The organism is uncultured Paracoccus sp. (assembly GCF_945915435.1).
GTDB lineage: Bacteria > Pseudomonadota > Alphaproteobacteria > Rhodobacterales > Rhodobacteraceae > Paracoccus.
The window spans coordinates 1-20538 of the sequence record NZ_CAMEFG010000024.1 but is presented as its reverse complement, the minus strand read 5'-3'; the positions used below and the strand labels follow the sequence as shown (position 1 = coordinate 20538).

Here is a 20538-nt window from a genome sequence, read left to right as displayed (position 1 = left end):
GCGGGGGCGCGGCGGTGCTTATTCGTCCTCTTCGTCGCCGCCGGTATCGCCGGGCAGCGGCAGGATGGGACTGCTGCCGGTCGTGCCGGTTTCCGCGCCGCCGGTCGTTCCCGTTCCGGTGCCCCCCGTTCCGGTGCCCGAGGCGCTGCCGCCGGTCGTCCCTGCGCCATTCGTGCCCGTGGAGGGTCCCGTATCGGACGCGCTGCCGCCCGTCGTCGCTGCGCCGCCCGTTCCGGTGGTCGCGGCGGGGGCTTCCTGCCCCGGCGCATCCTCGGACGGGGTGGTCCGGGGCAGGACCGGGGCGGCGGGGGCCTGATCGCCATCGTCCTGCGGCGCGGCTTCGGGCGTGGCCTCAGGTGTCGGCGACGAAGGCGTCGTCGCTGCCGGGGCGGGCGTCTGCGGCGTGGCTTGCGGCGTTTCGCTGGCGGTGTCGGGCGTTTCGGCCTCGGCCTCGGCGGGGGTTTCTTGAGATGCCGCTGCCGGTGCCGGGGCGGGCGCCGGGGCAGGGGTTGCGCGCCGCGTCGCTGCCGGCGCGCCGGTCGAGGCACGAACCTGCGCCGTGGGCATCGTATCGGTCGGCCCGGCGCAGCCTTCAAGCCGCTGGCCGGCTGCCGAGACGCGGGCGGTGAAGGGCTGTTTCTGCCTGGAACCCGCCTCGGTGCATTCCTGCGCCCGGATGTTGACGGTGAAGGTCCGGCCGTTCATCTGCCCGATGAACTCGACCCCCTGCGCATAGGTGATGCGGCGCACCGGCACGCCGACCGAACGCTGGCCCGCGCGTTCCAGCACAGCCATGTCGTTGCCCACGGTGACCGCCCAGGCGCCGCCGTTGCCGGATGCGCGGAACAGGGCGGTGTTCATCGTCGCCGCCTCGGCGGTCGAGATGGCGCGGCCTTCGTCGCTGGTCTGGATGGGCTGATCCAGCGGGGAAACCGTGGGCGGTCCCGAATGAGCAGGCGTTTCGGGTTCGGACTGGCCAAAGGGCAAATCGCCGCAAGCGGCCACGGCCAGCGTCATCGACAATGCGGCAAGTGCCGGGTGGAATTTCATGTCAATCTGTCCCCGTTCCACGTGTTTTCTTGCATTCTGGCTACAGGAACCCCCGCCCGTGGGCAAGCGCGGATGGCAGGGTCACGAATTCGTTAAGCGGGCGCATGCCGACGAAACGGTTCAGCATTCGGGGACGTTGACGGCAAGGCCGCCAAGCGAGGTTTCCTTGTATTTTTCCGACATGTCCTGCCCGGTCTGGCGCATCGTTTCGATGGCGGCGTCCAGCGGCACGAAGTGGCGCCCGTCGCCGCGAAGGGCAAGGCTGGCGGCGCTGATGGCCTTGATCGCGCCAAGGCCGTTCCTTTCGATGCAGGGCACCTGGACCAGCCCGGCGACCGGGTCGCAGGTCATGCCAAGGTGATGTTCCAGCGCGATTTCCGCGGCGTTCTCGATCTGCTCGGGCGTGCCGCCAAGGACGGCGGCCAGCCCCGCCGCCGCCATCGCGCTGGCGCTGCCGACCTCGGCCTGGCAGCCACATTCCGCGCCCGAGATGCTGGCGTTATGCTTGACCAGCCCGCCGATCGCTGCTGCCGTCAGCAGGAAATCAGCCAGCGCCTTTTCCGAGGCGCCGGGCACATGGTCCAGCCAATAGCGGATGACGGCGGGCACCACCCCCGCCGCCCCGTTCGTCGGCGCGGTCACGACCTGCCCGCCTGCCGCGTTTTCTTCATTCACCGCCATCGCATAGGTGGAAATCCAGTCGTTGATGACATGGGGCGCGGTCAGGTTCATGCCCGCCTCGCGGCGCAGGGCCTCGATGATGGCGGGGGCGCGGCGGGGGATGTTCAGCCCGCCGGGCAGGGTGCCGGGGGTCGTCAGCCCGCGTTCCATGCAGTCGCGCATGACCTGCCAGACCCGCGCGATCCCCTCGCGGATCTGGGTCTGGCTGCGAAAGGCAAGCTCGTTTTCCAGCTTCATCGCAGCGATGGGCTTGCCCGATTCCCGCGCCATCTGCAGCATCTGCGCGGCGCTGGCGAAGGGGTAGGGCACGCGGGGGGCGGCGTCGCTGCGGGTGTCGTCGCCGCGGGCCTCCAGTTCCTCGGCGGTCAGCACGAAGCCGCCGCCGATGGAATAATAGACCTGCTGAAAGATCACGTCGCCCTGGCTGTCGGTCGCGTAAAGGATCATGCCGTTGGCATGGCCCGGCAGGGTGCGGTCGTAATCCAGCACCAGGTCGATTTCGGGGTCGAAGCGCAGATCGCCCAGGCCGTCGGGCGAAAGGATGCGGGACTTGCGGTTGGCAGCCAGCGCGGCCTCGGCCTTGTCACTGTCCATCGTCTCGGGGACGAAACCGGCCAGCCCCAGGATCGTGGCGCGGTCGGTCGCGTGGCCCTTGCCGGTAAAGGCGAGGCTGCCGTGCAGGCTGGCGCGCAGCCCCTGGGTGCGGAACGGTTGCGCCCGCAGCGCGTCCAGAAAGCGCGACCCCGCCACCATCGGTCCCATCGTATGCGAGGACGACGGCCCGATGCCGATCTTGAACATATCGAATACCGACAAGAACATGGCGTTTTCCTGCTGTGCCCCGGATTTTCGCGCCAGACTAGCCTTTGCTCTGGCCTGCGCCAGCGTCAATATGGCACGTCCGCCTCACGGTTGCGAGATCGCGGCGGATGTGATTTGCACAATTTTCGTGCAGAACGCCTAAATAACACGCAACCGGCCGCGGCTTTCGCGACGGGCGCGGCTTTCTTCGCGGCCCGTTGTTCCTGCCCCGACCCCCTGCGCATACGAGTTGAGACCATGACGACCACCACGCCCACCCCTGTCCGCCCGATCACGCTTGGCCCCGTTGCGCTGGGCTGGCCGGTGTTCCTGGCGCCGATGGCGGGGATCACCGACCTGCCCTTTCGCCGGGCGGTGGCGCGCCACGGCGCGGGGCTGATGGTCAGCGAGATGGTGGCGTCCACCGAGATGGTGACGCCGCGCCCCTCGACCCGCGCCGCCGTGCGCGCCAAGGCCCTGACCGAGGGCGCGCTGCCCGTCAGCGTCCAGATCGCCGGGCGCGAGGCGGGCGCGATGGCCGAAACCGCGCGGATCGTGGCCGGTATGGGCGCGCGGATCATCGACATCAACATGGGCTGCCCGGCCAAGAAGGTGACGGGCGGCCTGTCGGGCGCTGCGCTGATGCGCGATCTGGACCATGCGCTGACGCTGGTGGATGCGGTCCTGGGCGCGGTCGATCTGCCGGTGACGCTGAAGATGCGGCTGGGCTGGGACGAGGACAGCCTCAACGCGCCGGAGCTGGCGCGTCGGGCGGCCTCGGCGGGGGTCGGGATGCTGACCGTGCATGGCCGCACGCGCGCGCAGTTCTACAAGGGCAGCGCCGATTGGGTCGCGATCCGGCCCGTGCAACAGGCCGTCGCGAACCTGCCGGACCCTCCGCCGCTGGTCGCCAATGGCGATATCGTCGATGCGGCAAGCGCGCGCCGCGCGCTGGCGCAATCGGGCGCGGATGCGGTCATGGTCGGACGGGGCGCGCAGGGCGCGCCCTGGCGGCTGGCACAGATCGCCCATGACCTGTGGGGCGCACCCGCGCCGCAGGTGCCGCGGGGCCACGCGCTGGCCGACGCGGTCGAGGCGCATTATCACGACATCCTGTCCCTCTACGGGTCCGATCTTGGCCTGCGCGTCGCGCGCAAGCACCTGGGCTGGTATGCCGAGGCCAATGCCGCCCCCAACCGGGACGAATTGCTGCGCGCGCCCAGCACCCAGGCGACCGTTGCCGCGATCCGCGCGGGCTTTGCCGATGCGACGAGGGGCGGCGATGGCTGACGGTTTCGTCCCGGCCAGGGTCGGTCCCAACTGGGCGGGGCTTCCGTTGCCCGCGCTGGTGATCGACGCGCAGGGCCGCATCGCCGGGATGAACGACCTGGCCGAGCCGTTCCTGAACGTCTCGGTCCGCTCATCCCTGGGGCAGATGCTGGAAGGCCCCGCCATGCAGGCCCGGCTGCGCATCGTTCCCCCGCTGGCCCCGCTGATCGCGCGCGCCCGCGCCGCCCATGACGTGCTGACCCATGCCAGCGTCCGGTTCGAGATCGGCGACCGCACCGGGGGGCATTCCTCGCATCTGGCCAGCGTCCACATCGGTCCCGGTCACAGCCCCGAAGGCTCGGTCCTGGTGCTGATCACGCCGATGGACGGGGTCAGCAGGCTGGGGCAGGGGGCGGCGGTGCGCTCGGCGGTGCGTTCGGCCATCGGCATGGCGGACATGCTGGCGCATGAGATCAAGAACCCGCTGGCCGGCATACGCGGCGCGGCGCAACTGCTGGCGATGAACCTTGGCGCGCGCGACCGCGAATTCGCCGACCTGATCGTCGATGAATCGCGCCGCATCGTCAAGCTGCTGGAACAGGTCGAGCGTTTCGGCGACACCACCGGCCCGCGCCTTGCCCCGGTCAATATCCACGACGTGCTGGAACGGGTGCGCCGCTCTGCCACCGTCGGTTTTGCGCGCGGGATGCGGATCGTGACGGAATACGACCCCTCGTTGCCGCCCGCGCTGGCCGATGCCGACCAACTGGTGCAGGTCTGCATGAACCTGGTCAAGAACGCCGCCGAGGCGCTTGCGCGGGCAGGCCGCGACGACGGGGTGATCCGGCTGCGCAGCTTCTACGACGGCGCGCTGCGGCTGGCGCCGAGCGACGCCAACCCCTCGGGCCTGTCGCTGCCCCTTCAGATCGAGATCGAGGACAACGGCCCCGGCATCCCCGACACCATCGCCGACGAGGTGTTCGAGCCTTTCGTCTCGGGGCGCGAGAACGGCACCGGGCTGGGGCTGGCGCTGGTCAGCAAGATCCTGACCGACCACGGCGCATGGCTGGCGCTGGAATCGCGGCCGGGCCGCACGGTCCTGCGCATCTCGCTGGCCAAGGCATGAGGTCCCGATGAACCATCCGCAAGACCCACGAAAGGAAGGCCCAACATGGACGGCACAGTCCTGATCGCAGATGACGACCGCACCATCCGCACGGTGCTGACGCAGGCGCTGACCCGTGCCGGTTGCCGCGTCCACGCGACCGGCAGCCTTGCCCAACTGGTCCGCTGGGTCGAGGAAGGGCGGGGCGATCTGGTCATCACCGATGTGATGATGCCCGACGGCAACGGGATCGACACCATCCCCGCCGTCCGCAAGCTGCGCCCCGACCTGCCGGTGATCGTGATCTCGGCCCAGAACACCATCGTCACCGCCATCCGTGCGACCGAGGCGGATGCCTTCGACTACCTGCCCAAGCCTTTCGATCTGCCCGAGTTGATGGCGCGTTCGGGCCAGGCGCTGTCGCGGCGGGTGCGGCGGGCGGACCTGCGCCCCGGCGGCGATGGCGCCCCCGATGCGGCGGCCCAGTCCCCCGATCCGACGATGCCGCTGATCGGGCATGCGCCCTCGATGCAGGGCCTGTTCCGGCTGGTCGCCCGTGTGCTGAACGCCGACCTGGCCGTGATGATCGCGGGTGAGCCGGGGGTGGGCAAGACGATGGTGGCGCGTTCCTTCCACGACCTTTCCGACCGGCGCGAGGCGGGCATGGCGACCCTGACCTCGGCCGATACGGGCGAGGATGCGATCCAGCGCGCGGGCCAGGTGGCCTGGGGGGGCACGCTGCTGATCGAGGATCCGGCCAGCTTCGATCCCGGTGCGCAGGCCCGGCTGATCGGCTTTGTCGAAAGCTGGGAAACCGGGACCGACCGCGCCCATGCCCCCCGGCTGTTGTCCACCACCGGACCCGAGCCGCAGGCGGATCTGGCGATGGGACGGCTGCGCGCGGACCTCTACTATCGGCTGGCGGGGGTGACGCTGAACGTGCCGCCGCTGCGTTCGCGCATCGACGACATCCCGCCGCTGGCCGCGCATCTGCTGGCGCGCGCCGCCGCGCAGGGCCTGCCCCGGCGCGAACTGTCGGACGAGGCGACGGCCCTGATCCGCGCCCACCCCTTTCCGGGCAATGTGCGCGAGCTGGAAAACCTGATGCGCCGCCTTGCCCTGACCGCAGCCGGGCCGGAAATCACCGGGGCCGAAGCGCAGGCGGCGCTGGGCGGGGCGCAGGTATCCGCCCCGAGTTCGGTCACGCCGGCGCCAAGCGCGCCCCGGCCCGAGCCTGTCGCCCTCAAGCCCGTTCGCGCGATGGCCGACCCGGCTTTCGGCGATCCGGCGGACATGCGGCTGGCGCGCTCGGTCGAGGGGCATCTGCAACGCTATTTCGACCTGCACGGCGATCAACTGCCCCCCGCCGGGCTTTACGACCGCATCATCCGCGAGGTGGAAAGGCCGCTCTTGCAGATCGCGCTGGATGCGACCGGCGGGAATCAGCTTCGTTGCGCCGATCTGCTGGGCATAAACCGCAATACCCTGCGCAAGAAACTGACCGAGCTGAATATTGAGGTGACACGGCGTCGCAAACTGATGTAAAACCGCCACAGATGGCCGCGTGATCGTCACGCAGAGGCCACGCAAAAAACCGCGCCAAGCGGTGGAGGCGGGAAAGTGGCAGGCGCGTTGACACGGCGAACCTGGGAACGGCTTGAGCAGTTGCGCCGCCAGCGCAAGCTGCAAAACGTGGCCGTCGTCGGGCTGGCCGTGCTTGGCCCGGTGCTGGTCGCGCTGACCTTCCTTGCCATGAGCGAGATCACCCGCGACGTCCTGGGCCGCACCGCGTTGCGGCTGATCCTGCTGGCCGACCTGATCTATCTGTTGCTGTTGTCGGGGATGCTGGTCGCGCGCGTGGCCGGCATCGTCATGGCCCGGCGCAAGTCGGCGGCGGGGTCGCGGCTGCACATGCGGCTGGTCACCGTCTTTGCCGGGATCGCGGTCGTGCCAACCATCCTGGTCGCGGTCTTTGCCGGGTTGACCTTCATCATGGGGCTGGAGGGCTGGTTCTCGAACCGGGTGCAGCAGGTGGTGTCCAGTTCGCTTGCCGCCGCCGAGGCCTATCAGGACGAACATCGCCGCGACCTGACCAACGACGCCCAACTGCTGGCGGGTGCCCTGCGCCAGGCCGCCCGTGCCAATCCCATGCTGGACGACGGCGAATTGCGCCTGCTGCTGGGCCAGTTGCAGGGCCAGATCCAGCGCGGCCTGCGCGAGGCCTATGTCATCGACGGGCGGGGCGAGATCCGCGCGCGGGGCGAACGCAGCTATCAGTTCTGGTATGAACCCCCCTCGGCCGAGGATTTCAACGAATCCCACGCCAGCGGCATGGTCCTGATCGAGGACTGGCCGAACAACGAATTCCGCGCGCTGGTACCGCTTGCGCCGATCCCGGACCGTTTCCTTTACGTCACGCGCGACGTGGACGGCAGCCTGCTGGGCTTGCTGGACGACACCCGGCTGACGGTCAGCGAATATCAGCGGCTGGAACAGGAACGCGGCCGGGTCCTGCTGGAATTTTCCTTGCTTTATCTTGGGTTTGCGCTGCTTCTGGTGGCGGCGGCGACTTGGTTCGGGCTGTGGTTCGCCGAACGGCTGTCGCGGCCCATCGGGCGGCTGGCGGCGGCGTCCGAGCAGGTCGGGCAAGGCAATCTGGACCTGCAAATCCCCGAGACGCAGACCGGGGACGAGATCCAGACCCTTGGCGAATCCTTCAACCGCATGACCCGCCAGCTCAAGGGTCAGCGGATCGAGTTGATGGACAGCTACCGCGCCGCCGACGACCAGCGGCGGCTGTTCGATTCGGTGCTGTCCTCGGTCACCTCGGGGGTGATCGGTCTGGATGCGGCGGGCGAGATCGACTTTCTCAACCGCTCGGCCATGCGGCTTCTGGGGCTGGTGCCCGAACGCGACCACGACCGCCTGCTGGGCGAGGCGGTGCCCGAATTCGCGCCGCTGTTCGAAAGGCTGTCGCATTCGGTGGCCGAAACCGTGCAGGACGAAATCCGCCTGTCGCGGGACGGGCGCGTGGAAAGCCTGCTGGTGCGCATGTCCATCCGGCGCGGTGCGGCGGGCGGGCTTGAGGGCTATGTCGTCGCCTTCGACGATGTGACCGAACTGGTCAGCGCGCAGCGTATGGCGGCATGGGGCGACGTCGCCCGCCGCGTCGCGCATGAGATCAAGAACCCCCTGACCCCGATCCAGCTATCGGCGGAACGCATCCGGCGCAAATTCGGCAAGATCGCCGGGGACGAACGCGAGGCGTTGGAGCAATATACCGAAGTCATCATCCGTCAAACCAATGACTTGCGGCGTATTGTTGATGAATTTTCTCGCTTTGCCCGGATGCCCGAACCCGACCGGCAGGAGACAGACCTGGCCATGCTTCTGCGCGATGCCGCGCTGATCCAGCAGGACGCGCTGCGCGGCGCCTTGCAGGCCGATATTCCCGACGATCCCGTCATCGTCGATTGCGATCCCGGCATGATGCATCAGGTCTTTACAAACCTGTTGAAGAACGCAGGGGAAGCAGTTGACGAATATGCGAAAAACCAATCAGATGAAGGCTGGTTCCCGCGGATCGACGTGATGCTGGACGCGCAGCCCGACGATGTCACAATCCGCATCATCGACAACGGCGGCGGCCTGCCCGACGACCGCAGCCGCCTTCTGGATCCCTATGTGACGATGAAGCCGGGCGGGACGGGGCTGGGGCTGCCCATCGTCAAGAAGATCGTCGAGGAACATGGCGGCACCTTCGTGCTGACCGACGCCCCCGGCGGTCAGGGGGCAATGGCTGAAATCAAGCTGCTGCGCGAGCGTCACACGCTGCGCCTGTCGGGCCGGCGCAGCAAGAACGAGCAGGAAGCGATCAAATGAACGATATTCTGATTGTCGACGACGAAAAGGACATCCGCGAGCTGATCTCGGATATCTTGCAGGATGAGGGGTTCACGACCCGGCTTGCCGCGAACTCGGACCAGGCCATGAGCGAATTGAACGCCGCCGAACCTGCGCTGATGGTGCTGGACATCTGGCTGAAGGACAGCCGCATGGACGGCATCGACATCCTCAAGCAGGTCAAGCGCAACAACCCCGATGTGCCGGTCATCATCATCTCGGGGCATGGCAATATCGAGATCGCCGTGGCCGCGATCAAGCAGGGGGCCTATGATTTCATCGAAAAGCCCTTCAACATCGACCAGTTGATGGTGGTGGTGAACCGCGCGATGGAAACCAACCGCCTGCGCCGCGAAAACGCGACGCTGAAACGGGGCGAGGCGCGGCCCGCCGACATGCTGGGCAACTCGACCGCCTTCCGGCGGCTGCGCGACCAGTTGGACAAGGTCGCCAAGTCGAATGGCCGCGTCATGCTGACGGGCGAGCCGGGCACGGGCAAGGAACTGGCCGCGCGCTATATCCATGCGTTGTCGCCGCGCGCGAACCGGCCCTTCGTGACGGTCTCCTCGGCTTCGATCGAACCCGAGCGGATGGAGGAGGTGCTTTTCGGACGCGAAACCCCCGACCGCGGGGTCGAGCCGGGCCTGCTGGAACAGGCCCACGGCGGCGTGATCTATTTCGACGAGGTCGCGGATATGCCGCTGGGCACGCAGCCCAAGATCCTGCGCGTGCTGACCGAACAGCAATTCACCCGCGCGGGCGGCGCCGACAAGGTGCGGGTCGATCTGCGCGTGATTTCCTCGACCAATCGCGATCTGTCGGGTGAAATCGGCGCGGGGCGTTTCCGGCAGGAACTGTTCGACCGGCTGAACGTGGTTCCCATCGCCGTGCCCTCGCTGGTCGACCGGCGCGAGGATATTCCGCTGCTGGCCGAATATTTCATCCGCCAGTTCAACGCGGGGCAGGGCCTGCCGCTGCGCGACCTGCCCGAAGACACCGTCGCCGCGCTGCAATCCATGCACTGGCCCGGCAACATCCGCCAGCTTCGCAACGTGATCGAGCGGGTGCTGATCCTGGCCGACAGCGCCGATCCCATCCAGCCGTCCGAGCTTGAGGCGCAGTCGGGCGGTGTGGATGCCAGCGACGTGCTGGCGCTTGGCCCCCAGATCACCAGCCTTGCCCTGCGCGAGGCGCGCGAACTGTTCGAGCGCGAATATCTGCTGACCCAGATCAACCGCTTCGGCGGCAATATCAGCCGCACCGCGCAATTCGTGGGGATGGAGCGCAGCGCGCTGCACCGCAAGCTGAAATCCCTTGGCGTCGTCGGCGGTGTGCGCGTCGAAGGCGATGGCGGCTGACCGGCGAAACCCTGTTCTGTTCCGTCCCCCTTTGCGTTAACGATTCGTCTTGGGATAGGCTGCGGGCAGTGGCGCGAAAGGCGGGCAGGGCTGCATGAAGATCATCATTTGCGGGGCGGGCCAGGTGGGTTGGAACATCGCCCGCCACCTGTCGAACGAACGCAACGACGTTACCGTGATCGACACCGATGCCGAACTGACGCGCCGCGCCGCCGACGTGCTGGATGTGCGCGCCGTCACCGGATTTGCCAGCCATCCCGACGTGCTTGACCGCGCGGGCGCGCGCGACGCCGACCTGGTCATCGCCGCCACCCATTCGGACGAGGTGAACATGGTCAGTTGCCAGGTCGCCCACAGCGTCTTTCAGGTGCCGCGCAAGATCGCCCGGCTGCGCTCGCCCGCCTACCTTGAGGCGATTCATTCCGATCTCTACCGCACCGACCACCTGCCCATCGACGTCGTCATCAGCCCCGAACGCGAGGTCGCGCAGGCGGTGATGCAGCGGCTGACGACCCCCTCGACCTTCGACGCCGAGGTTTTCCTGGACGGGCGGCTGCATCTGCTGGGAATTGCGCTGGACCCGGATTGCCCTGTCCTGAACACCCCGCTGCGCCAGCTTGACGAGATGTTTCCCACGCTCAGCGCGCTGGTCGCCGGTATCCGCCGCAATGGCCGCCTGTTCGCGCCCGAGCCGGGCGATCAGCTTTTTGAAGGCGATCAGGTCCATATCTTCACCCAGTCGCAGGATCTGGACCGCACGCTGGAGATCTTCGGCAAGCCGCCCGAAAGACAGGAACGGGTGGTCATCGTCGGCGCCGGAAATGTCGGCCTTGCCGTTGCCCGCGCGCTGGAAGCCCTGCCGCAGCGCATCCATTGCCGCTTGATCGAACGCGACCGCGCGCGTGCCGAGGAAGCCGCCGAGATCCTGCGCCGCACAGTCGTCCTGCACGGCGACGGGCTGTCGGCCGATCTTCTGGACGAGGCGGGAATCGCTCGCGCCGACGCCATCGTGGCCGTGACCGCCGACGACAATACCAATATCCTGACCGGGGTGCGGGCCAAGCAGGCCGGTGCGCGGCTGGCGATTTCCCTGGTCAACGATCCGACGATGATGCCGCTGATGGGCGCGTTGAACATCGACGCCTTCGTCAACCCCCGGACGACGACCGTGTCGACGATCCTGCGCCATGTCCGGCATGGGCGGGTGCGCGACATCTACCTGATCGGCGATGCCGAGGCCGAGGTGATCGAGGCGCAGGCTCTTTCGACCTCGCCCGTTTCGGGGCGCCTGGTGCGCGATGTCGAATTTCCCGAGGGGGCGCTGCTCTGCGCGGTAAAAAAGGGCGACAAGCTGCTGAAACCACATGGCGATCTGCGCATAGACGAGGGCGACATACTGGTCATTTTCGCCATGTCCCGCGACGTGCCCGAGGTCGAGCGCCTGTTGCAGGTCTCGATCGATTTCTTCTGAGGGGGCGGAATGCGCCTGCTTGCCCGCTTGCCGCTGACGGTGTTGCTGGCCGCGATCGGGGCGCTGGCGATGCTGGTGCCTGCCGCCTATTCGCTTGCCCTGGGGGATGGGCGGATGGCGGGCACCTTCGCCATCTCGGCGGGGGTGCTGCTGGCGCTGGCCGCGGTGACGGGGCTGGCCGCCCCCGCTGCCGTCGGGACGCGGGCCATGCTGCTGAACCTGCTGGCGGCGGTGACGCTTGTGCCCGTCATCCTGGCCGTTCCGCTGTGGATCGCCTTGCCCGAAACCGGCCTGTTCAATGCCTGGTGGGAAATGGTGTCCTGCCTGACGACGACGGGCGCCTCGCTCCATGAACCGCAATCGCTGGACGCGCCCCTGCATCTGTGGCGGGCGCTGGTTGGGTGGCTGGGCGGGCTGTTCATGCTGGTCGCGGCGACCGCGATCATGGCGCCGCTGCGGATCGGCGGGTTCGAGATCGTGCCCGACCGCGGCCACCGCCTGGGCGCGCCGCGCGCCGGCGGCGCGGATCCGGCCATGCGCATCCTGCAAGCCGGTGCCGCCGTCGCCCCCGTCTATGCCGGGCTGACGCTGGGCCTGTGGGTGCTGCTGCTGATGCTGGGCGATCCCGGCCTTGCCGCGCTTGGCCGGGCGATGGGCACGCTTTCGACCAGCGGCATCCTTGTCGCGCCCGTGGCCAGCGGCATTGCCGGAGAGGTGGCGGTTTTCGCCTTTCTGATCCTTGCCCTGTCGCGCCGCTTCTGGCCCGGAGGCGCCGAATTGCGCAGCAGCGAAACCCTGCGCCACGACCCCGAACTGCGGCTGGCTGCGGGCGTCGTCGTGCTGGTCGCGCTGATCCTGCTGGCCCGCCATTTCATCGAGGTGATCGAAGCCCCCGATCCGGGCCACGCCGGTCAGCCGGTCCGGGCGCTGGCGGCCGCCTGGGGCGGGCTGTTCAACGCGCTCAGCTATCTGACGACGACCGGCTGGAATTCGGTCGAATGGCCGGGCGCGCGGCAATGGTCGGGCTTTGATTCGCCGGGCCTGCTGCTTGCCGGGCTGGCGATCATGGGCGGCGGGGTCGCGACTGCGGCGGGTGGGGTCAAGCTGCTGCGCGTCCACGCCCTTGCCGCCCACGCGCTGCGGGAAATGGAAAAGCTGCCCCATCCCCATTCCGTCGGCGGGGGCGGACGGACCGCCCGGTGGATGCGGGGCGAGGGCGCCTTCCTGGCCTTTGTCTTCTTCATGCTTTTCGCGCTGTCGCTTGCGGTGATCGTCAGCCTGCTGTCCTTGCAGCGAATCGAGTTCGAGGACGCCACCATCCTTGCCATCGCCGCGCTGACGAACACCGGCCAGCTTGCAGGCACCCTTTCCCTGGCCCCGGTGATCGAGGGCGGTGCGGGCACCCCCTGGGGCGGCTGGGCCGGGCTGCCCGCCTTCGCCAGAACCATCCTTGCCGGTGCCATGATCCTGGGCCGGATCGAGACGCTGGCCCTGCTTGCCCTTTTCAACCCTGAGATCTGGCGGCGCTAGAAACCGCCCGGCCTGCAAGACAAATCGCTGCGCTGTCTTGCATGCCCCCGCGCGCTCACCTATCAGTTGGGAAAATAAAACCGGAACCGGGAGGCTTAGATGGCCGGCGACAAGCAAAATCTTCAGGATGCGTTCCTCAACAATGTTCGCAAGAACAAGGTTCCGGTCACGATCTTCCTGATCAATGGCGTCAAGTTGCAGGGCGTCATCACCTGGTTCGACAATTTCTGCGTGTTGCTGCGCCGCGACGGGCAATCGCAACTGGTCTACAAGCATGCGATCTCGACCATCATGCCGGGCCAGCCCATCAGCCTTTACGATGGCGAGGACTGATTGAGCGAAACGACAGAGACCGCGGCCCGCCCTGCACGGGCCTATGTCCTGCATCCCGATCTGGGCAATGCGCGCACCCGCCGCTCGGCGGATCTGGCCCTGGAAGAGGCGGTGGCGCTGGCCCATGCCTTGCCCGCCATCACCGTCGAGGGTGCCGAGGTCGTCCGGCTGCGCAACCCCGACGCGGGGATGCTGTTTTCTTCCGGCAAGCGTCGGGAAATCGCGCAAAACCTTGCTGCGGCGGCCGATGGCGAAGGGGTCGACCTTGTCCTGATCGACGGGCCGGTGACGCCGGTGCAGCAGCGCAACCTGGAGCGCGACTGGGGCGTCAAGATCCTGGACCGCACGGCGCTGATCCTGGAAATCTTCGCCGACCGCGCGCAGACCCGCGAAGGGGTCTTGCAGGTCGAACTGGCCGCGCTGGCCTATCAGCGCACGCGGCTGGTGCGGGCTTGGACCCACCTTGAACGCCAGCGCGGCGGGCTTGGCTTTGTCGGCGGCCCCGGCGAAACCCAGATCGAGGCCGACCGCCGCGCCATCGACGAGCAGGTCGTGCGCCTGCGCCGCCAGCTTGACCGCGTCGTGCGCACCCGCGACCTGCATCGCCGTTCGCGCGCGAAGGTGCCCTATCCGATCGTGGCGCTGGTCGGCTATACCAACGCCGGGAAATCCACGCTGTTCAACCGACTGACTGGCGCCGAGGTGCTGGCGAAGGACCAGCTTTTCGCCACGCTCGACCCGACCATGCGCCGCCTGCGGCTGCCTTCGGGGCGGCAGGTGATTCTTTCCGACACGGTGGGCTTCATCAGCGATCTGCCCCATCAGCTGGTCGCCGCCTTCCGCGCCACGCTGGAAGAGGTGCTGGAGGCCGACCTGATTCTGCATGTGCGCGACATCAGCCATCCCGAGACCGAGGAGCAGGCGGGCGATGTCGGCGAAATCCTGGAAAGCCTGGGGGTCGAGGAGGACGTTCCCCTGATCGAGGTCTGGAACAAGATCGACGCGCTTGGCCCCGAAACCCGCGCGGCGTTGCGCCGGACCGACGCCCGGACCGAGGGCGTTCAGGCCGTCAGCGCCTTGACGGGCGAGGGGCTGGACGACCTGCTGCTGTCCATCGAATCCGCGCTGGCCGTGGCGCTGGACGATCCCCTGGCGGACGCCAGCGTCACCCTTGACCTGCACGACGGGCGCCGCCGCGCCTGGCTGCACCAGCAGGGCGTCGTGACCGGCGAGCGGATCACCGATGAGGGCGTCCGTCTGGACCTGCGCTGGACCCGACGCCAGCAGGCGGCCTTCGCCGCGCTTTGAGGGCGGTCCCGTCTTGCGATGAATCATCTGCGAATCCTTTCCTTGCCTGCATCATGGCAGCCAGGGGTTAACCGGCGGTTACCGCAGATGCTGAAAATCCACACTATTTTATGCCTTGATAATCCCGGTCTGCCGGCTTAGATCGCAGGCACTTCACAGGCAGGGTCGGGCCGAGGCGGGAAAAATCCGCCAAAGGTCCACCGGTTGGGGCGAATGCCCTGAAAGCCCTGCCAAGGCGCAAACCGGAAAGGACATGATATGGCGCTTCCCGATTTCTCGATGCGTCAGCTTTTGGAAGCTGGCGTTCACTACGGCCACCAGACGCAGCGCTGGAACCCGCGCATGTCGCAATATATCTATGGCGACCGCAACGGCATCCACATCGTCGACCTGACCCAGACCGTTCCGATGCTGGAGCAGGCGCTGAAGGTCGTGCGCGATACCGTTGCCAAGGGCGGGCGCGTTCTGTTCGTCGGCACCAAGCGCCAGGCGCAGAAAGCCATTGCCGAAGCCGCTGAAAAGTCGGCACAATACTACATGAACCACCGTTGGCTGGGTGGCACGCTGACCAACTGGAAGACCGTCAGCCAGTCGATCCAGCGCCTCAAGGCCATCGACGAGACGCTTGGCGCAGGCGCGGAAGGCCTGACCAAGAAGGAACGCCTGGGGATGGAGCGTGACCAGGCCAAGCTGCAAGCCAGCCTGGGCGGCATCCGCGACATGGGCGGCCTGCCCGACCTGCTGTTCGTCATCGACGTGAACAAGGAAGACCTGGCGATCCTGGAAGCCAACAAGCTGGGCATTCCGGTCGTGGCGGTGGTCGATACCAACTGCTCGCCCAAGGGGATCGACTACATCATTCCGGGCAACGACGACGCTGCCCGCGCCATCGCGCTTTACTGCGATCTGGTCAGCCGCGCCGCACTTGACGGCATGTCGGCCCAGATGGGCGCCGCCGGCGTCGATCTTGGCGCGCTGGACGAGGCGCCCGCCGAGGAACTGGCCGAGCCAGCCGCCGAAGAGGCTGTGGCCGAAGCCTGATCCGGGCCTCTGGTTCATCCGTTTGACATCAGGCGGGGGGATAACCCCGCCTGACGCATTGAAAAGCAAGGAGACATCCGATGGCTATCACCGCTGCGATGGTGAAGGACCTGCGCGAAACGACCGGCGCGGGCATGATGGACGCCAAGAAGGCGCTGACCGAGACCGACGGCGACATGGAAGCCGCGATCGACTGGCTGCGCACCAAGGGTCTGGCCAAGGCCGCCAAGAAAGCGGGCCGTGTCGCTGCCGAAGGGCTGGTGGGCGTTGCGGTCCGCGACGGGCGCGGCGTGGCGGTCGAACTGAACTCGGAAACCGATTTCGTCGCCAAGAACGCCGATTTCCAGAAACTGGTGCGCGAGATCGCCGACGTGGCCCTGTCCACCGGCGAGACGGTGGAAGTGCTGAAGCAGACCCATCTGAACGGCACCCCGGTCGAGCAGGTCGTGACCGACGCCATCGCGCGTATCGGCGAAAACCTGACCCTGCGCCGGATGCATGTGCTGGAAGGGCAGACCATCGTGTCCTACGTCCACAACGCCGCTGCCGAAGGCATGGGCAAGATCGGCGTCCTGGTCGCGCTGAACGGCGATGCCGCCAAGGCGCAGGAAGTCGGCAAGCAGATCGCGATGCATATCGCCGCGACCAGCCCCGCTTCGCTGTCCGAGGCCGACCTTGACCCCGCGCTGGTCGAGCGTGAAAAGCAGGTCCTGTCCGAGCAGGCCCGCGAATCCGGCAAGCCCGAGGCCGTGATCGAGAAGATGATCGAAGGCCGCATGAAGAAGTTCTTCGAGGAAGTCACCCTGCTGGGCCAGAAATTCGTCATCAACCCCGATGTGACCGTGGCCGAGGCGGCCCGCGACGCCGGGCTTGAAGTGACCGGCTATGCCCGCATCGCCGTCGGCGAGGGCATCGAGAAGAAAGAGGAAGATTTCGCTGCCGAGGTCGCCAAGACCCGCACGGGCGGCTGATCCGTCCGGCATATGCCGAAAGATAAGGCGCCGGTCCGAAAGGTCCGGCGCCTTTGCATTCCTGGCCAATGCGTCAAGGTGTTTTCAGCAAGGGGGAATGTCGGTTCCCTGTCCTGAAATGCGCAAGATCCGCTGTATTCGGGACGTTCGGGGGACCGGCGGGAAATCCCGGAATGGCCCGGCTCCTTTGGCGCGGTCGCGGCGGACCCGCTCGCAGCCTCAGACCAGTTGCAGCAGCGGCAGCGCGGTCTGCGGGGGTTTGCGGTCGCCGATGAAGATCTGGTTGCGCGCCATCGCCAGGATCACCGCCTGCGCCGTCGTCCTGACGCCAAGGGCCTGCCGCGCAAGCCTGAGGTGTTTCTCGACCGTTGCCGGGGAAAGCTGCATGATCCGGGCGATTTCCTGGCTGCTTTTCCCGTGCGAGACCCATTCCAGCGCCTCGCGCTGACGCGGCGTCAACTGGTCCAGCGCCAGGTTCGAGGGCAGCGAGGCAAAGCGCATATGCGCCAGCCCGACCAGCGCGACGATTTCGCGCCCGTGGCGGCGCCAGATCCGGTCCATCTCGTCCTGGGTCATGCCGCGCGGACCATATATGGCGATACCGCCGTTGAGGCGCGGCGCGATCCCCGCCATGCCGATGGCATAGCCTGCCTGAAAGCCGCTTTGGGCAAGGCTGGTGAAGGCCTGTTCCTCGGCGCTGGTCAGCAGACCCCTGGCCTGCCGTTCGCGGACCCAGTCCCAGGTGATGATGCCCGAATGCTCATGCAGCCAGCGGACCGTCGGCGCGGTGGCGACATATTCGGGATCCGACAGCCTGTCCTGCAACTCGGGTTCCAGGTTGGACAGGGTGATGACATCGGTGCAAAGCCGCTCGGCGTGGGAATCCAGCACGCGTGCAAGGGCGTAATGCGCATAGGGCACGCCCAGTTCCTGCAAGCGGTCGGTCAGGGCTTTCCATGCCTCATCGATCGTGGGGGCATACATCAGGCGTTCGACATAGTTAATCATAAACGGATAACCGGCCCACGACGAGATGGCCGGATGCACTCCTCGTTATTCACCCTTTCGAGGTTTGGTCTAAATCGGCCTGAAGGACAACTCGTTTTCCGCAGCGCGCCCGTAACGGGTCTGGACCATCGGGGGCACCCTGTGCGAGATGGGGGCGCAAAGTCCGGGCGGGACGAAGAGGCAAAGACCGCCCGAAGGGCGAGAAACCAGGACCGCCCGAGGGGCGAGAGAGCAGAACCGCCCGAAGGGCGAGAGAGCAGAACCGCCCAAAGGGCGAGGAAACACGGCGCGAGGTTCGACATGTCATTCACCATCGCCATCGACGGCCCCGCAGCCTCGGGCAAGGGCACCATCGCCCGCGCGTTGGCGAGGCATTTCGGTTTCGCCCATCTGGACACCGGCCTGCTTTACCGCGCCGTGGGCGTCAAGGGCGGGGATCCGGTGCAAGTGGCGCAAAGCCTGACGCCCGAGGATCTTGCGCGCGACGACCTGCGCAGCGCGGCGGCGGGCCAGGCCGCGTCGCAGGTGGCCGCCATCCCCGAGGTGCGGGCCGCGCTGGTGGCCTTTCAGCGCCAGTTTGCCCGTTCGGGTCCGGGTGCGGTTCTGGACGGGCGCGACATCGGGACCGTCATCTGCCCCGAGGCCGAGGCCAAGATCTACGTCGTCGCCGATGACGAGGTGCGCGCACGGCGTCGTGCGGCCGAACTGGGCATGGACGAGGCCACCGTCCTGCGCGAATTGCGCGAACGCGACGCCCGCGACGCTGCCCGCGACACCGCCCCCATGCGCGCCGCGGCGGATGCCACCGTACTGGACACCAGCGCCATGACCATCGACGAGGCCGTGGCGCAGGCGATCGCCCTTGTGCAGCAAAGGATCCAGCGATGACCCGTTTCCAGCTTTCCGACCTGTCCGTTCCCGTCATCCAGGCCCCGATGGCGGGCATTGCGACGCCCTTGCTGGCTGCCGAGGTCAGCGGGGCAGGGGCGCTTGGCACGCTTGGCCTTGGCACCTCCAAGGCGGCGGATGCCGCGCGGGTGATGGCTGAAACAGCGCGGTTGCTGGGTTCGAATCGCTATGGCGTCAACCTGTTCTGGCACGATTCCGCCCGGCGCGATGCGGCCTGCGAAGCGGCCTGGCTGGATTACCTGTCCCCCGAATTCGCCCGCCACGGCGCCACGCCGCCCGCCGCGCTGGCCGAGATCTATCCCAGCCTGCGCAGGGATCGGGCGATGCTGCGCGCCGTTCTGGATGCGCGGCCCGCGCTTGTCAGCTTTCACTTCGGCCTGCCCGGTGCCGAAATCACCGCCGCGCTGCGCGAAGCGGGGGCGATGCTGATCGCCAGCGCGACCTCGGTCCAGGAAGGGCAGGCGATTCGCGACGCGGGATTCGATGCGGTCATCGCCCAAGGATACGAGGCCGGCGGCCATCGCGGCATCTTCGACCCCGACGGCGCGGATGAGCAGCTTTCCACCGCAGCCCTGATGGCGCGGCTGCTGCCGCTGGGCCTGCCCGTGGTCGCGGCGGGCGGGATCATGGACGGGTCGGATGCGGCCCGGTTCCTGCGGGCGGGCGCTGCGGCGGTGCAGATGGGCACGGGTTTCGTCGCCTGCCCGGAATCGGCGGCAAACGAGGCCTATCGCCAGCGCCTGGGGCAGGGTGGAGCGACGGTGATGACCCGCGCGATCTCGGGCCGTCCGGCGCGGGGGCTGGAAAACCGCCTGACCCGGCTGGGTGCCGCCGAGGGCGCGCCCGAGGCGCCCGATTACCCGCTTGCCTACGATGCATCCAAGGCGCTGCATGCCGTGGCCGGCGGCAGCGATTACGCGGCGCATTGGGCCGGGACGGGGGCGGCGCGGGCGCGCGCCATGCCCGCCGCCCGGCTGGTCCGCACCCTTGCGGACGAGATCGCCGGTGCTGCCTGAATTGCCGGTTTTGCTTGCCATATCGCCCGGTTTCGGTTATATGGCGCCGGTCTGAACAAGCGACGGGGCCGGAACCGGCCACATCACGAAGGGGTCGGGCCGCAAGCCGCGACCCTTTGCGCGTTCAAGGCATCCATAAAGACCGGCGGAGCCAACCGCATGGCCAGAAAAACTTGTAAAGGAAAACCTGTTCGCATGAGCACCAAAGCTGCGATGGAGGAATTCGAAGCCCTCCTTAAAGAAAGCTTCGAAATCGACACCCCGGACGAAGGTTCGGTCGTCAAGGGCAAGGTCATCGCCATCGAGGCGGGCCAGGCCATCATCGACGTCGGCTACAAGATGGAAGGCCGCGTCGATCTGAAGGAATTCGCAAACCCCGGCGAAGACGCCACGCTGGCCGTCGGCGACGAGGTCGAGGTCTACCTTGACCGCGTCGAGAACGCCCGCGGCGAAGCCAGCATCTCGCGCGAGAAAGCCCGCCGCGAAGAAGCCTGGGACCGCCTGGAAAAAGCCTATGCCGCGGAAGAGCGCGTCGAAGGCGCCATCTTCGGCCGCGTCAAGGGCGGCTTCACCGTCGATCTGGGCGGCGCCGTGGCCTTCCTGCCCGGCAGCCAGGTCGATGTCCGCCCCGTGCGCGACGCAGGCCCGCTGATGGGTCTGAAGCAGCCCTTCCAGATCCTGAAAATGGACCGTCGCCGCGGCAATATCGTCGTCTCGCGCCGCGCCATCCTGGAAGAAAGCCGCGCCGAACAGCGCGCCGAGGTCATCGCCAACCTGACCGAAG

17 protein-coding genes are annotated in these 20538 nt (G+C 67.5%); 14 read left to right on the top strand and 3 right to left on the bottom strand.

Going from position 1 to position 20538, the window contains the following annotated elements:
- Nucleotides 1-18 precede the first annotated feature (18 nt).
- Both Q0O97_RS09690 and Q0O97_RS09685 read right to left on the bottom strand, forming a co-directional pair.
- Entirely contained in the window at nt 19-1050 is a 1032-nt protein-coding gene (locus tag Q0O97_RS09690; RefSeq protein ID WP_294928060.1) for a hypothetical protein, read from the bottom strand.
- Nucleotides 1051-1170: 120 nt separating this feature from the next.
- The gene (locus Q0O97_RS09685) at nt 1171-2553 is read right to left on the bottom strand and encodes an L-serine ammonia-lyase (protein ID WP_294928056.1); all 1383 of its coding nucleotides are present in this window, start codon (nt 2551-2553) and stop codon (nt 1171-1173) included.
- Between the two features lie 237 nt (nt 2554-2790).
- On the opposite strand from Q0O97_RS09685, the gene dusB reads away from it, so the two are divergent.
- From dusB to tsf, 11 genes are all read left to right on the top strand, one after another.
- A complete protein-coding gene (gene dusB / locus Q0O97_RS09680) occupies nt 2791-3822 on the top strand; it encodes a tRNA dihydrouridine synthase DusB (RefSeq protein ID WP_294928053.1) in 1032 nt (343 codons plus the stop codon).
- Complete coding sequence (locus tag Q0O97_RS09675) at nt 3815-4927, top strand: ATP-binding protein (protein WP_294928049.1); 1113 nt, start codon at nt 3815-3817, stop codon at nt 4925-4927. The genes dusB and Q0O97_RS09675 overlap by 8 nt, the downstream gene beginning before the upstream one ends.
- Before the next feature lie 45 nt (nt 4928-4972).
- Nucleotides 4973-6451 carry a sigma-54 dependent transcriptional regulator gene (locus tag Q0O97_RS09670; RefSeq protein ID WP_294928047.1) on the top strand — a complete coding sequence of 493 codons (1479 nt, stop codon included), beginning with the start codon at nt 4973-4975 and terminating at the stop codon, nt 6449-6451.
- Between the two features lie 87 nt (nt 6452-6538).
- The gene (locus tag Q0O97_RS09665; protein ID WP_294928045.1) at nt 6539-8788 is read left to right on the top strand and encodes an ATP-binding protein; all 2250 of its coding nucleotides are present in this window, start codon (nt 6539-6541) and stop codon (nt 8786-8788) included.
- Entirely contained in the window at nt 8785-10167 is a 1383-nt protein-coding gene (locus Q0O97_RS09660; protein WP_294928042.1) for a sigma-54 dependent transcriptional regulator, read from the top strand. Before Q0O97_RS09665 ends, Q0O97_RS09660 begins: the two co-directional genes overlap by 4 nt.
- 94 nt (nt 10168-10261) lie before the next feature.
- Nucleotides 10262-11638, top strand: a complete 1377-nt coding sequence (gene trkA, locus Q0O97_RS09655) for a Trk system potassium transporter TrkA (protein WP_294928039.1) — start codon at nt 10262-10264, stop codon at nt 11636-11638.
- Between the two features lie 9 nt (nt 11639-11647).
- On the top strand, nt 11648-13168 hold the full coding sequence (locus Q0O97_RS09650; protein WP_294928036.1) for a TrkH family potassium uptake protein: 1521 nt from the start codon (nt 11648-11650) through the stop codon (nt 13166-13168).
- 99 nt (nt 13169-13267) lie between these two features.
- Entirely contained in the window at nt 13268-13501 is a 234-nt protein-coding gene (gene hfq, locus Q0O97_RS09645) for an RNA chaperone Hfq (protein ID WP_294928033.1), read from the top strand.
- Entirely contained in the window at nt 13502-14809 is a 1308-nt protein-coding gene (gene hflX / locus Q0O97_RS09640) for a GTPase HflX (RefSeq protein ID WP_294928031.1), read from the top strand. It abuts the gene before it with no gap.
- Nucleotides 14810-15067: 258 nt separating this feature from the next.
- Nucleotides 15068-15850, top strand: coding sequence for a 30S ribosomal protein S2 (gene rpsB, locus Q0O97_RS09635; protein ID WP_294928028.1), 783 nt, complete (start codon nt 15068-15070; stop codon nt 15848-15850).
- Nucleotides 15851-15930: 80 nt separating this feature from the next.
- On the top strand, nt 15931-16821 hold the full coding sequence (gene tsf, locus Q0O97_RS09630) for a translation elongation factor Ts (protein ID WP_294928025.1): 891 nt from the start codon (nt 15931-15933) through the stop codon (nt 16819-16821).
- A gap of 219 nt (nt 16822-17040) precedes the next feature.
- Here the strand turns inward: tsf and Q0O97_RS09625 are convergent, their stop codons facing one another.
- Nucleotides 17041-17829, bottom strand: coding sequence for a LuxR family transcriptional regulator (locus Q0O97_RS09625; RefSeq protein ID WP_294928022.1), 789 nt, complete (start codon nt 17827-17829; stop codon nt 17041-17043).
- Between the two features lie 300 nt (nt 17830-18129).
- Here Q0O97_RS09625 and Q0O97_RS09620 point away from each other — a divergent pair, with 300 nt between their 5' ends.
- The 3 genes from Q0O97_RS09620 to Q0O97_RS09610 form a co-directional block, all read left to right on the top strand.
- The gene (locus Q0O97_RS09620; protein ID WP_294928019.1) at nt 18130-18717 is read left to right on the top strand and encodes a (d)CMP kinase; all 588 of its coding nucleotides are present in this window, start codon (nt 18130-18132) and stop codon (nt 18715-18717) included.
- Complete coding sequence (locus Q0O97_RS09615; protein ID WP_294928016.1) at nt 18714-19754, top strand: nitronate monooxygenase; 1041 nt, start codon at nt 18714-18716, stop codon at nt 19752-19754. Before Q0O97_RS09620 ends, Q0O97_RS09615 begins: the two co-directional genes overlap by 4 nt.
- A 195-nt stretch (nt 19755-19949) precedes the next feature.
- Nucleotides 19950-20538, top strand: a 589-nt coding sequence (locus Q0O97_RS09610) for a S1 RNA-binding domain-containing protein (protein WP_294928013.1), incomplete at its 3' end; no start/stop codon positions are given.

Coding starts and splice junctions, on each gene's coding strand:
- Q0O97_RS09690 (WP_294928060.1), bottom strand. CDS start 1,050: ATGAAATTCCACCCGGCACTTGCCGCATTGTCGATGACGCTGGCCGTG.
- Q0O97_RS09685 (WP_294928056.1), bottom strand. CDS start 2,553: ATGTTCTTGTCGGTATTCGATATGTTCAAGATCGGCATCGGGCCGTCG.
- dusB (WP_294928053.1), top strand. CDS start 2,791: ATGACGACCACCACGCCCACCCCTGTCCGCCCGATCACGCTTGGCCCC.
- Q0O97_RS09675 (WP_294928049.1), top strand. CDS start 3,815: ATGGCTGACGGTTTCGTCCCGGCCAGGGTCGGTCCCAACTGGGCGGGG.
- Q0O97_RS09670 (WP_294928047.1), top strand. CDS start 4,973: ATGGACGGCACAGTCCTGATCGCAGATGACGACCGCACCATCCGCACG.
- Q0O97_RS09660 (WP_294928042.1), top strand. CDS start 8,785: ATGAACGATATTCTGATTGTCGACGACGAAAAGGACATCCGCGAGCTG.
- trkA (WP_294928039.1), top strand. CDS start 10,262: ATGAAGATCATCATTTGCGGGGCGGGCCAGGTGGGTTGGAACATCGCC.
- Q0O97_RS09650 (WP_294928036.1), top strand. CDS start 11,648: ATGCGCCTGCTTGCCCGCTTGCCGCTGACGGTGTTGCTGGCCGCGATC.
- hfq (WP_294928033.1), top strand. CDS start 13,268: ATGGCCGGCGACAAGCAAAATCTTCAGGATGCGTTCCTCAACAATGTT.
- rpsB (WP_294928028.1), top strand. CDS start 15,068: ATGGCGCTTCCCGATTTCTCGATGCGTCAGCTTTTGGAAGCTGGCGTT.
- tsf (WP_294928025.1), top strand. CDS start 15,931: ATGGCTATCACCGCTGCGATGGTGAAGGACCTGCGCGAAACGACCGGC.
- Q0O97_RS09625 (WP_294928022.1), bottom strand. CDS start 17,829: ATGATTAACTATGTCGAACGCCTGATGTATGCCCCCACGATCGATGAG.
- Q0O97_RS09620 (WP_294928019.1), top strand. CDS start 18,130: ATGTCATTCACCATCGCCATCGACGGCCCCGCAGCCTCGGGCAAGGGC.
- Q0O97_RS09615 (WP_294928016.1), top strand. CDS start 18,714: ATGACCCGTTTCCAGCTTTCCGACCTGTCCGTTCCCGTCATCCAGGCC.